The 11,908-nt window shown below is 36.2% G+C and carries 12 protein-coding genes; 2 read left to right on the top strand and 10 right to left on the bottom strand.

Features of this window, described 5'->3' with window-relative positions:
• Positions 1-231: 231 nt before the first annotated feature.
• The 5 genes from BMX40_RS10510 to bshC form a co-directional block, all read right to left on the bottom strand.
• Positions 232-2,454: a penicillin-binding protein gene (locus tag BMX40_RS10510; protein WP_090869619.1), complete on the bottom strand. Its 2,223-nt coding sequence runs from the start codon at positions 2,452-2,454 to the stop codon at positions 232-234.
• A gap of 15 nt (positions 2,455-2,469) precedes the next feature.
• The gene (gene ftsL / locus BMX40_RS10505; protein WP_090869616.1) at positions 2,470-2,847 is read right to left on the bottom strand and encodes a cell division protein FtsL; all 378 of its coding nucleotides are present in this window, start codon (positions 2,845-2,847) and stop codon (positions 2,470-2,472) included.
• Positions 2,847-3,824 (bottom strand): 16S rRNA (cytosine(1402)-N(4))-methyltransferase RsmH, encoded by a 978-nt coding sequence (gene rsmH / locus BMX40_RS10500; RefSeq protein ID WP_170840751.1) that lies wholly within the window; start codon positions 3,822-3,824, stop codon positions 2,847-2,849. Before rsmH ends, ftsL begins: the two co-directional genes overlap by 1 nt.
• 33 nt (positions 3,825-3,857) lie before the next feature.
• Positions 3,858-4,289 carry a division/cell wall cluster transcriptional repressor MraZ gene (gene mraZ / locus BMX40_RS10495; RefSeq protein WP_090869611.1) on the bottom strand — a complete coding sequence of 144 codons (432 nt, stop codon included), beginning with the start codon at positions 4,287-4,289 and terminating at the stop codon, positions 3,858-3,860.
• A gap of 451 nt (positions 4,290-4,740) precedes the next feature.
• The gene (gene bshC / locus BMX40_RS10490) at positions 4,741-6,363 is read right to left on the bottom strand and encodes a bacillithiol biosynthesis cysteine-adding enzyme BshC (protein ID WP_090869609.1); all 1,623 of its coding nucleotides are present in this window, start codon (positions 6,361-6,363) and stop codon (positions 4,741-4,743) included.
• Positions 6,364-6,628: 265 nt separating this feature from the next.
• Between bshC and BMX40_RS10485 the strand changes: the two genes are divergently transcribed.
• A complete protein-coding gene (locus BMX40_RS10485; RefSeq protein ID WP_090869606.1) occupies positions 6,629-7,111 on the top strand; it encodes an N-acetyltransferase in 483 nt (160 codons plus the stop codon).
• Between the two features lie 115 nt (positions 7,112-7,226).
• Here the strand turns inward: BMX40_RS10485 and BMX40_RS10480 are convergent, their stop codons facing one another.
• From BMX40_RS10480 to BMX40_RS10465, 4 genes are all read right to left on the bottom strand, one after another.
• A complete protein-coding gene (locus BMX40_RS10480; protein WP_090869604.1) occupies positions 7,227-7,718 on the bottom strand; it encodes an RsfA family transcriptional regulator in 492 nt (163 codons plus the stop codon).
• 112 nt (positions 7,719-7,830) lie between these two features.
• On the bottom strand, positions 7,831-8,592 hold the full coding sequence (locus BMX40_RS10475; protein ID WP_090869601.1) for an enoyl-CoA hydratase/isomerase family protein: 762 nt from the start codon (positions 8,590-8,592) through the stop codon (positions 7,831-7,833).
• Positions 8,593-8,665: 73 nt separating this feature from the next.
• Entirely contained in the window at positions 8,666-8,839 is a 174-nt protein-coding gene (gene rpmF / locus BMX40_RS10470) for a 50S ribosomal protein L32 (RefSeq protein ID WP_088050071.1), read from the bottom strand.
• Between the two features lie 47 nt (positions 8,840-8,886).
• Positions 8,887-9,417, bottom strand: a complete 531-nt coding sequence (locus BMX40_RS10465) for a YceD family protein (protein ID WP_090869598.1) — start codon at positions 9,415-9,417, stop codon at positions 8,887-8,889.
• Between the two features lie 220 nt (positions 9,418-9,637).
• On the opposite strand from BMX40_RS10465, the gene BMX40_RS10460 reads away from it, so the two are divergent.
• Entirely contained in the window at positions 9,638-10,855 is a 1,218-nt protein-coding gene (locus BMX40_RS10460; protein ID WP_090869596.1) for a nucleotidyltransferase, read from the top strand.
• 19 nt (positions 10,856-10,874) lie between these two features.
• Here BMX40_RS10460 and BMX40_RS10455 read toward each other — a convergent pair whose 3' ends face one another.
• A complete protein-coding gene (locus BMX40_RS10455) occupies positions 10,875-11,891 on the bottom strand; it encodes a SepM family pheromone-processing serine protease (protein WP_090869593.1) in 1,017 nt (338 codons plus the stop codon).
• Between the last annotated feature and the right edge of the window lie 17 nt (positions 11,892-11,908).

Here is an 11,908-nt window from a genome sequence, read left to right as displayed (position 1 = left end):
AAGAGTGATATTCTTTCATAGACTTCGTGATTCACATAAACTTTTATCGCATCACTAATAACGTTTCATGTATATTATGCGACGTAACTTTATGTTGGAGGTTACTAACTTTTCACTTATTAGCGGTATAAAACTGCTACGACAGAATACTTCGCTTTCCGTAGCGGTAATACATTACGCCGCATAATAGATCCCAATTCATATACAGTCCTTCCTTAAATGGAAATTCTCCTACTCTTCCTCATCGTCCGATTCTTCTGCTTCACCTATTTCTGTTGGTGGTATAAGCTCTACATGTAACTTGTCATCTTGTGAAATTGAACTTCCTTCATCGATATTTTGCTTATAGACATAACCATGTCCACTAATATCCAATTCAATTCCTAATAAACCTGCAAGCTTCAAGACTTCTCGCATAGACCATCCTGTAACATCCGGCATGGTTGGCTCATTTGTAACTAAAATAACCCGTTCATTAGGTAGTATCGATTCACCAGTTTTTACATTGGATGCTGAAACCTGACCCCCCTCACCTACTACATTTACAGTTATCCCTTTACTTATTAAATCCTCTCGTAGAACAGAAACTTTTTTTCCAATGAGATCAGGAATTTCAATCTGCTGTAAATCAGTGGAATCATCCTTATCAGGCTCGATATCTAAGTAATGCAAACTATTCTCCATGACATGATTAAAAATAAAAGAAACAGGACTACTTCCTGACTCAATACCATTTTCTGTTTCTAAATCAGGCTGTTTAACAGAAACATACATCATTAGCTCAGGATCATCTGCAGGCGCCATCCCAAGAAACGAGTAGACATTATTACCAGTTCCAGTTAAGTATCCTCCACCTTCTGGATTCGGTATTTCTGCTGTACCAGTTTTTCCAGCTACAGAATAATCACGTAAATTGAATCTACTTCCGGTACCGTGTTCCGACTGAACTACTGATACAAGTAATTCTTTCACCTGTTGTGCGGTTTCTTTTGAGATTGGATTGCCCACTACTTTCGTCTCGTTCTCTTCTAGTAATTTGCCAGTTGTAGAATCAACAATTTGTTTTATAGTATAAGGTTGAACCATCTGACCATCATTAGCAATAGCTGTTGCAGCTTTCATTAGTTGAATTGGTGTAGCCGTACTACCTTGACCAAAAGAAGTTGTTAGCTTTTCGGCTGGCCAATTATATAGAATCTGCCCCCCCACTTCACCAGGTAAATCAATACCTGATAATTGATCAAAGTGAAAATCTTCTAGGTATTCTAGAAAACTATCTGGTCCAATTTTTTCCCATACTAGTTTTGAGGCAGCAACATTCGAAGAACGAGCAAACCCCTCATCGTAAGAAATCGTTCCCCAACCTTTACCATAATTATGGTCGTTAATCGCTTTTACGCGGTCATTTATTTTATAACTACCTGATTTAAATCCTTCAGATCCATTATATACCCCTTCTTCAATCGCAGCAGCCCAGGTGAACATTTTCATTGTTGACCCAAGTTCAAAAGGAGTTGAAATAGCATCATTATACCAATTCTCCACATTGGATGGGTTGTTTGGATTATAGCTCGGTCGGTTCCCCATCGCAACTATCTCACCAGTCTTCGGGTTCATTACGATTGCGGTTATCCTTTCAGGTGAATATTTGTCCTCAACTTGAGACATAACATCTTCTAACAACGTTTGAACCTTCTGATCGATCGTCAAGTAAACATTATCTCCATTTTCAGGTTCTTGAATCACTTCATTCGGATCTAGTAGTTTTTTATTATACAAATCACGTTGATATGATATGTAACCATCTTTTCCACCTAATAGGTCATTCATTTCGTTTTCAATACCAGCAATCCCTTTGACCTGTCGAACGATCGCTCCGTCTTCTGTTTCAACTTCCTCATCTCGGGCAAACCCTATGATATGAGAAGCAAACATACCGTTAGGGTAGTACCTAGAGGATTCACGGTAAAAATTAATCCCCGGTATATTCAAATCATCTATTGCTTCCATTTCACTTTGACTTAACGCTCTACCTGCATTCCCGAACTCTACTTGCGTCCTTTGCGTATCAATGCCTTTATTTATTTGGTCTAGAATATACTTTTCATCCACATCTAGTAATGGCGCCAATTTATTAGCAGCACTGACAGGATCATCAACATGCTTTGGGCTCTCTAAGTTTTCCGAAAATGCTGGATCAACAATGGCATACATTCGATATGTGGGCATATCATATGCTAGTGTCATACCATTATTGTCAAAGATTTTCCCTCGCTCTGATTCAAGCGTGTAGGAAGAAGTCCTTTTTTCTATTGCCCATTCTTCCAAGGAAACGTTTTGAACTTCGCCAGAGGCCTGTATATAAATAAACCTACCAGTAAGGATCAAAAAAATCGCTACAAAAAAGATGATAAAAATACCTGTCATAAAGTGGGTCGTTTGATTCTTTTTCATCTCTTATCACCTTATTTAATTATTAACGGAACTCGCTTGCTTGACTTTAGCATTTTGAATCGTTAAACCACTCTCTTTAGCTCGTTGGGTAATACGCTCTGGTCTACTCAATTCTTTAATTTCAAACATTAATGCTTCATTTGTCACTTCCTGAGTTTGTACCGTTTGTTCCAAAGATTGTAGATCTCTATTTAACGAATCGGTAGAAGACGAGAAAGATACAATATAAACACCAGCAACTAATAACAAAGCACCTACAAAAGAGTATAATACTTTCTCTCCCTTTGTTATCCAACTATGCTTTCGAACTACTACTTTCTTCTTTTCAGGTGTTGTTTGATGTGTAGGTTGTGACGTATATGTTTGCCATGTTCTAGCATGATTAGCTGCCATTATTTTTTCCACCCTTCTTCATAAATAAAGTCATCATTCCATTCATTGACCTTTTCAACAATTCTTAATTTCGCAGATCGTGAACGGCGATTTTCATCTAACTCATCTTCATTAGCTATTATCGGCTTACGTGTCAACAATTTGAATGGAGCCTCGTATTCTTTTGGGATTATAGGTAGGTTTCTTGGTGTTTCTTTTGCTGTACTCCACTTTTTAAAAGCTTGTTTACACAATCGATCTTCTAATGAATGAAAAGTAATCACCGCAACTCTCCCTCGAATCCCTACAACTCTCGCAGCTTGATGAAGCGCATCGTTAAAAGCATCTAGTTCATCGTTTACGGCAATACGGATTGCTTGAAAAATACGTTTTGCCGGATGCCCTCCCTTCCTTCGCGCTGGAGCAGGAATAGCTTCTTTAATAATTTCAACTAATTGATGTGTTGATTCAATGGGAGCATTCTCTCGATATTGTTCGATCTTTCTCGCTATCTGTTTCGAAAATTTTTCTTCCCCGTATTTAAAAAAGATAGAAACCAGCCTATTGTAAGGCCATTCATTTACAACTTCATACGCAGTTAACTCTTGCGTTTGATTCATCCGCATATCTAGTCTTGCATCATGCTGGTAGCTAAATCCTCTTTCCCCTCTATCCAACTGTGGGGAGGAAACACCTAAGTCAAATAAGACACCATCTACTTCATGTATATTGTTTTTCATTAGTTCAGACTCTATTTGCCTGAAGTTATTATGTATAAATAACATCCGATCGGCATATGGTGCTAACCTCTCCTTCGCTGCAGTTAACGCATCAATATCTTGATCAAACGCAACCAACAATCCGTCTTCGTCTAAATGAGAAGCAATCCTTTCAGAATGCCCTCCCCCGCCAACGGTACAATCCACGTATGTACCATTCGGTTTTATATCTAATCCTTTTACTGTTTCATCTTTTAGTACTGTAAAATGTTCAAACACGTTTACACCCACTTCATTGATTTGTTGTATTCGTTAAATGTCGAAATCCAATAGGTTCTCGGCAATTTCAGCAAAAGATTCCTCAGAATCATTAAAATAATCTTCCCAATTTTCACTAGCCCAGAACTCAATTCGATTCGATACACCGATCACAACACACTCTTTATCCAAAACAGCATAATTTCTAAGTGGTTGTGGAATATTTATTCTTCCCTGCTTATCCACTTCACATTCTACTGCTCCAGAAAAGAAAAAACGCGTAAAAGCTCTAGCGTCCTTTTTTGTTAATGGGAGTTTTTTTAACTTTTCTTCTAGTAATTTCCACTCTTCCATTGGGTATGCGAACAAACACTTATCTAATCCACGGGTGACTACAAAGCTTTCTCCAAGGTCTTCACGGAATTTGGAAGGGACAATAATTCTTCCTTTTGTATCAATGTTATGTTGAAATTCACCCATGAACATATAGTTCGCCCCACTTTCATGTAACTATCTTACCACATCCCCCCACTTTTCACCACTCTATTACACTAAAAATTATTCAAATGGTAAAATTGTTACTTTCGTCCCATGTAACTCACTTTAAAACCATCTCATTTTTATATGACCCAGTTATAATAAACACCATGAAATCAGCATTCACCCCACTTTTATATCGGTTATGAATACGAAAGTGGAGAAAAGTGGTGAATTAATTCTTACGTCTCATTTCATTGATAGCATCATGGGTTACTTATGTATTTGCCAAAAGCTAAGTCGCGATTAAACACCACACTGTAGAAGAAGCTCCTTTGTCCGAATCGACTTTCTCCTTACCATTTTGTAATAAATGAACAAATAAAAACGTCCTCTTCACCAAAGCCATGTTAGGTAAAGAGAACGAGAACGCATTAATTCATATTAAATTGCAAACAGATTAAAGCCGTACCAAATAATGGTCATGTTCATACGACCACGTTTCCTTAGTTAATTGCTTGATAAAAGATAGCCCATACTGGTTAATGAAAGGAATTGGATTCCAAATCCTCTCCTGCAATCCACCAAGCGGATGCAAGGTCTCATTTAGTAGGTCAAACCCACTTAACTCCTTTTCGTATTTTGCTTCTAACGTTTTTAGGATCCTTCCTTCCATAAATTCGATTTCTCGGTGTAAATAAAACAAATTCTTGTCTGCCAAATCACCCAGATCTGATTGAAGCTGCCCAGCTATTTCACGAAGCGGTTTATGCGCTTCCTCAATAATTCGCTTCACTTCATTTGCAACCTTTTCTACCGGCGGGTCACTTTTTGCCATTAGCCAATTTACCTTTTGCACATCCACTCCTTTATTGATCACATCAATGGATGGGATGTTATATCTCGATAACAACTTTTCTATTTTTCTATCGATGTATGTAAAAGATAACCTTGGAATTACGGGGGGCATTTTAATATTCAACACTTCAAATGCCGGTTTTAACACCGACCAATAACTGATCTCACCTGGCCCACCAACAAATCCTAATGTAGGAAATACTAAATCCTGCATAATTGGACGAGTAACTACATTATTACTCAAGTTCTCTGGTGTAGTTTCAGCGATTTTCCGAATAGCATCTGTGGTTAAACGAACTTCATTTTGTTTACCAACCCATTCTCCCGCTTCATTTCGTTTTAATAAAATTCGTTCACTATTATGATGGTAAAATAAATGTGCATCATCTCGCTCAACATCTAGTGAGATCGAATAGCCTTCTTGTCTAATAATTTCGGATGATTGGTATACACCTTCACTTAACTCATGTTGGTGATCAATCATTTTCATAAAATATTCACTTTCTAAGTTTCGAATCCTCGCATCACCAGAGTCGATTAAAACAATACCTTCATCATCGAATAATTGGAATATTACTCTTGCAAAAAAATCAATATATGTTTCAGATTTTCTTAAACAATTTTTGACCTTTACATACAAATCTTTTGTATAAGAAGTTTCTGTTAAAGATTCAAAAAGACTTTCAAGCCAGTCCATTACGGCTTCTTCATCTATTTCTATATTAGACACCGAACGTTTATCCGAAATGTAATGATTGATCGTATGTTTTTTCATTTTATTCTTATTAAGTAGGTACACATGGTTGATTTCAGCAAAATCATGGTCCTCACCCGCTATCCAAAACACAGGAATAACGGGGATATTTAATAGTCGTTCTTGCTCTCTTGCCAATTGTATTATGGAAATCACTTTATTTATAGTATATAAAGGGCCAGTAAGTAAACCAGCTTGTTGACCACCAATAACTACTACACTATTCGGGTCACGTAACATTTCTATTCTTGACAACGTATCGCTAGGAGCATCCCACTGCTTATTCATCTCATATAAGGTAGTCGCTAATTCTTCCCTTTGGTATTCTCGTTCCTTTAACTCAGAAACCCTTTCTTCCATCCCTTTAAATGATGCTGTGTAATCAAAATGCCGCATAACATTCTGCTCATTGTTTCGATAATCACGTATAAATTGATTTTTATTCTCTATATGTACTGGTTCTATCTGCATAGATTACATGCTCCTTTAAAGTTTGATCATTTATCTCGTTCACACTTCATTCCGATTCAATTCGTATTGTACCTAAAAACAAAAAGAATTTCATGCTTTCTGTTTTAAGACACAGCAATTTATCTTAACCCAAATAAATGTTCATGAAAATTCTTAACACTTATATGATTCCAACTATGTTATTTATTTCTACGGCCATTTATATTATAATAATATCAAAGATACAAAAACAATATATAATTCTGACATCGGGGAGGATGTTTGTATGCAAGAGGTAAAGGTTGAAAGACTTTTAATTAATTATAAAACTTTAGAAGAGTTTAAACGGTTTAAAGAATATGGCAATCAGGAATTATCTATGCTAGAAGACTTGGAGTCAAATATCGTAGAAAATAACAGTGAATCACCTTTTTATGGTATTTACTATGGAGATACACTCGTAGCAAGAATGAGTCTATATAAGGTTAACAAAAAGTATGACGCATATTTCGAACCACCACAAGATTATTTAGAGTTGTGGAAATTGGAAGTGCTTCCACATTACCGTAATAAAAAATATGGAAAGGAATTAGTCGATTTCGCCAAGAGTTTTAATCTTCCAATTAAAACGAATCCAAGAATTAACTCCCATGGATTCTGGGAGAGAATGGGCTTCCAAAAGGCAAAATACGAAATGGAAAGAGATCTAGGGGAAAATCCATTAATTTGGCTACCACAAGGTGTTAAAGAACAGAATCATTCCGAATGACATAAATAAAGAGGAAGACATGAATGGTTTTTCATCAACTCATTCATGTCTTTTTACTATTACATGGCTAATATAATGGCAATAAAATATATGAAATAAAGATATCAATTTTTAACTATTTTTGATCTTTTTCCCTAACCCAGTTCCACAAATTGCCCATTTCTTTCCATGCATTCTCATATCTCGTTAGCTTTTCCTTTAATTGCTCATTTTCTTCTTTTAACTGGTTTAATAATTTCTCATGCTTATTTATATCATGTTGAGTGGAATATTCGGACTTCATTTTTTCTAACAATAGAATCGCTGTCTCTAATGTGTCCTTCTCTTGAGAAGCTTTTTCAGCACCAGTCCAAAGTGTAGTTTGTTTAGGTGGTAGATTATTCCCTTTTTTCCTCTCTTCTTTGGCTTGTTGAATCGCTTCAGAGTATTCTTTACGAATTGTAGCATTCCACCGAAAGCCACAGGCAGCCGATGTTCTTGATAATCGTTTTGCAACTTCTTTAAATGCTTCTAGTTGCGTTTTCCCCTCTCTAATATAGCGAAGCACTGTCTCTGCTAATATAATATCTTCGTCTTCGGTCCAAGCATCCTGACGTGTCGCATTCATAACATCACTCCTTATCTATTTGCTATCAATGTATGCTAAAAGTAGGAGTGATAGAATCACACTTTAGTATTTAACCATGAAAATTTACTAATTATGCTTAATTTATTATAAATTACTTACGATTTAAAAAACGTTCAACAGCTTCGATATGCTCAACAGAATCCCATAGGTTAGCACATTTACGAACTTCTTCGTTCATCTTTTGATAAAGATCATCTAATTTCATCCTGTCATTGTACTGTCCCTTCAATGCTGTCATTTGTTCGTAAGACTTTGACAGGTATGGAGCTAATATTTCTTCGACTTTGTTCCAATCGCTATTTGAAATTACTTTATGTATCCACCCTTTTTGTTGTAAGAATTTATCAGAATAAACTTCCGCTTCCATTAACCACTGATATGCAAAACTAGGAAACAATTTTTCATATAATAAAGCTCCGCCTCCCCAGCCCGGGACTATACCTAATGTAGTTTGAACAAAACCAAAACTTGTATCTTCTTTTGCAATTCTAAAGTCACAAGCACTGGCTAATTCACAACCTCCACCTAATGCATTACCATTTAACAAACAAACTGTTGGAACTGGAAAAGATACAATTGAATATAAAATTTCCTTCATTTGGTTCAAGTGCTCGTAGGCAGCATCTGGTGTTAAATCACCGTGAAGTTCTCGTAAATCACCGCCAGAACAAAACATTTTCTCACCTGCACCCGTTACGATCAAAAATTTACATTTATCTTTTAAGGCACGTTGAATTGCTTGTTTCATATCCTGTGCAACTTGATTAGAAATTGCATTCCGTTTCTCTGCGCGATCAATAGTAATTACACTATACCCATCGCTTTTATATTGATAACGAACAGTTTCTTCCATATTTCCCTCCTGGTTTTAGAAATATTTTATATAAAAAAACAGATCACTTATTCTTGTGATCTGTTTCTCTCAACTAGTTGTTTACAACTTCTTTACCATCATAATGTCCACATGATTTACATACATGGTGTGGTTTTGTTAGTTCACCACAATTTGAACATTCTACCATGCCAGGTACGTGTAATTTTTTATGAGTACGACGTTGATTTTTTACTTTTTTAGAAGTTCTTCTTTTAGGTACTGCCATGACTTACACCTCCTTCAAATACGAAAGCAAAACATGAATCAAAATTCTTATTTTTCTTTCTCGTTATCTTTAAATAGATTCTCCAGTTTTTTCAAACGTGGGTCTATTTTCTTTTCTTTTGTATTTTCTGAAGTTACTTCCCAATCATTTCCTTTTTGAAGGAAGTTTTCTTGGACATCCGCTTCATCAGAAAACACTCGAAAAGGAACCTCCAATAAGATATTTTCCTTGATATACGGCGTTAAGTCAAGCACTTCTCCATCAATTAAATGAATTTCATCCTCTTGATCTCCATCTGCAAGATACGATGTCGTCGTAAATATCTCGCGAGCTCGAATATCAAATGGGTAAGTAACATCTACTAATGTTCTTGCACATGGTAAGATCATTTCTCCACGTATTGTAAATTGAAAAATAAATTGATCCCCATGTACCGTGCACTCACCTTGTACATCGACAGGTTTGATTTGTCGTATATCATTGTTCATTGTTTCAAGTTCAGAAACATCGACCTTATCAGCAAATGTGAAAGGCTCATTAAATGCTTTTTTCTTAATTTGTGCTACTGTAAATTTCATTGTTTTCACCTCAAGGCAACAAGAGTAATTGTAAAAGGAAAATAGCGTTTTGTCAATATATTTTCTTTACAGATTGTAAAAAGTACTCAAATTTAGGAATAGTATTCCCTTTTGATTATAATGTAATCATTATATTAAGCGTACCAAACACCAATACATCATGCACATATAATGTTTTTTTGGTACAATATACCATAATTAGATTGTAGGAGTGTTAATTATGAGAGCGTGTGGGCTAATTGTCGAATATAACCCTTTTCACAATGGACATGTTTACCACCTTCAAGAAGCTAAAAAAACTTCTGGAGCAGATTGCATGATCGCAGTGATGAGTGGGTCATTTTTACAACGGGGGGAGCCGGCTATAATGGATAAGTTTCACCGTACAAAAGCCGCTCTTCAAACAGGTATTGACATTATGTTAGAGTTGCCCTATCCGTTTGCTGTTCAAAGCAGTAAATTATTTGCTTCTGGAGCAGTACGAACACTTCACGAAGTTGGAGTTGATACAATTTGTTTTGGGAGCGAGACGGGAGAGATAACTCCATTTCTAACTAGTTATGAAACACTACATAAAGAGGACCATACCTATCGATACCAACTAAAAAAAGGATTGAACAAAGGCCTTTCCTATCCGGAAGCGAGTAAAGAAGCTTATCAAGCCATCGGTTTAACCGAACAGGAAATGGATCTGTCAAAACCAAACAACATTCTTGGCTTTAGTTATGTCCAAGCAATAAAAGACCATCAGCTATCTATCGAACCACTCACAATTAAACGAACAAGTAATAACTATCATGATGAAACCATTACCAGTGCTATATCGAGCGCAACAAGTATTCGTAGACAATTAATAGAACACGAACGCCCCATTAGTAATATTCATTATACAATGCCTGAAGCAACAATCAACCAGTTAGAAGAATATAAGCAGACGGCAACAGCTTGGCATGATTGGGAAAGGTACTTTCCTTATTTAATTTACCGAGTTCAAACGATGAGTATAGATGAGTTATCCGAAATCCAAGGTATGGATGAAGGGATCGAGCATCGTATAAAAAAGACTGCTCAAAAAGCAATATCGTTTAGAGATTGGGTCTCTAACATCAAAACAAAACGGTATACGTGGACAAGGATCCAACGTATATTCGTACATCTTCTAACGAATACAAAGAAGTATGAGATGGAACATATTGAGAATATAACAACGATACCCTACGTTAGGTTGTTAGGTTTAACTTCAAAAGGACAAGCTTATTTAAATGTACGTAAAAAAGAAATGAATGTCCCATTAGTAACACAGCTAAGTCGTAACACTAATGAAATGCTTATTATGGAGGAACGAGCAACCAACGCTTATTACAGCGTATTACCTATTAAAAATCGGCATCGTCTGTTTAAACAAGAAATAATCGGTCCAATTGTAACAAAAAAATAGACCTTACCAGGTCTATTTTTTATTCTAACTCCTCTAAATAAGTGAGTGCATCTTGAAATGTATCTACAGGCACAATTTTCATATCTGTCTCAATTTCTTTTGCCGTTTCCTTAGCAAGTTCATAATTCGAATCGCTTGCTCCATTTTCATTCGGAGCAAAGAAAATATCACAACCTTCTCGGTCTGCAGCAATTACTTTCTTATCAATACCACCAATTCGCATTACATTACCTTCGTAGTCAACTTCGCCAGTTCCTGCTATCTCATAGCCTTTCGTTAAGTCTTCTTCGACTAGTTGGTCATATATCTCTAAGGAGAACATCAAACCAGCACTCGGACCACCTATTCTACCACTGGAAAATTTTACTTCTGGGTCAACTTCTACATTTCTATCCGTTACTAAACTAATTCCAATTCCAACATTGTTATCAAGTTCTTCTAACTCACTAAGCAAAATGTCTTCCGTATGTATTTCACCATTTCGTTCAAACTCAACTGTTATGGTGTCGCCTGACTTTTTGTTTTCTACATAACTAATTAAATCCTCTGCACGCTGGATCTCAATTTCATCAATAGCCATTATTAAATCTCCCATTTGAAGAATTTCAGCAGCAGGAACCCCTTCCAAAACAGATACTACATATACTCCATTATCCTCAATTGATATATTACCATTCGCAGCTTCATAAGCTACTACGATGGCTTTTTCCTGTGAACTATCCATCATCTGCAATTGAGCCTGAATATATTCTTCCTCAGAAACTCCTTCTGGACGAACTTGATGAAGTGGTAAAACGTCTTGATAGGGTAAAAGTTTCGCAAACATATATTGAATTGGGCTAGCTTGTCCACCTCTGACTGTTACCAAATGCATATCCCCTTCACTTTCAAAACCATTTACAACTTCAACAATTGGGTTTAACTCATCTGCTCCCCCAGGCTTTTGAATATAAAAAGGTAACTTATATGAAGAAAGGAATAAAGCTACGGCAACGACAATCACTAAGAATATTATCTGCTTCTTGGAAAATTTCATCGTAAAACTCCCTTTAA

Origin of the sequence: Oceanobacillus limi (assembly GCF_900111445.1) — a bacterium.
Classification (GTDB): Bacteria; Bacillota; Bacilli; order Bacillales; family Amphibacillaceae; genus Ornithinibacillus; species Ornithinibacillus limi.
Note: the sequence above shows the minus strand (reverse complement) of the source record. Positions and strands in the feature narration are given on the sequence as shown.

Coding starts and splice junctions, on each gene's coding strand:
- bshC (WP_090869609.1), bottom strand. CDS start 6,363: ATGCAGATAGAACCAGTACATATAGAGAATAAAAATCAATTTATACGT.
- BMX40_RS10510 (WP_090869619.1), bottom strand. CDS start 2,454: ATGAAAAAGAATCAAACGACCCACTTTATGACAGGTATTTTTATCATC.
- BMX40_RS10485 (WP_090869606.1), top strand. CDS start 6,629: ATGCAAGAGGTAAAGGTTGAAAGACTTTTAATTAATTATAAAACTTTA.
- mraZ (WP_090869611.1), bottom strand. CDS start 4,289: ATGTTCATGGGTGAATTTCAACATAACATTGATACAAAAGGAAGAATT.
- BMX40_RS10465 (WP_090869598.1), bottom strand. CDS start 9,417: ATGAAATTTACAGTAGCACAAATTAAGAAAAAAGCATTTAATGAGCCT.
- rpmF (WP_088050071.1), bottom strand. CDS start 8,839: ATGGCAGTACCTAAAAGAAGAACTTCTAAAAAAGTAAAAAATCAACGT.
- BMX40_RS10460 (WP_090869596.1), top strand. CDS start 9,638: ATGAGAGCGTGTGGGCTAATTGTCGAATATAACCCTTTTCACAATGGA.
- BMX40_RS10475 (WP_090869601.1), bottom strand. CDS start 8,592: ATGGAAGAAACTGTTCGTTATCAATATAAAAGCGATGGGTATAGTGTA.
- BMX40_RS10455 (WP_090869593.1), bottom strand. CDS start 11,891: ATGAAATTTTCCAAGAAGCAGATAATATTCTTAGTGATTGTCGTTGCC.
- BMX40_RS10480 (WP_090869604.1), bottom strand. CDS start 7,718: ATGAATGCGACACGTCAGGATGCTTGGACCGAAGACGAAGATATTATA.
- ftsL (WP_090869616.1), bottom strand. CDS start 2,847: ATGGCAGCTAATCATGCTAGAACATGGCAAACATATACGTCACAACCT.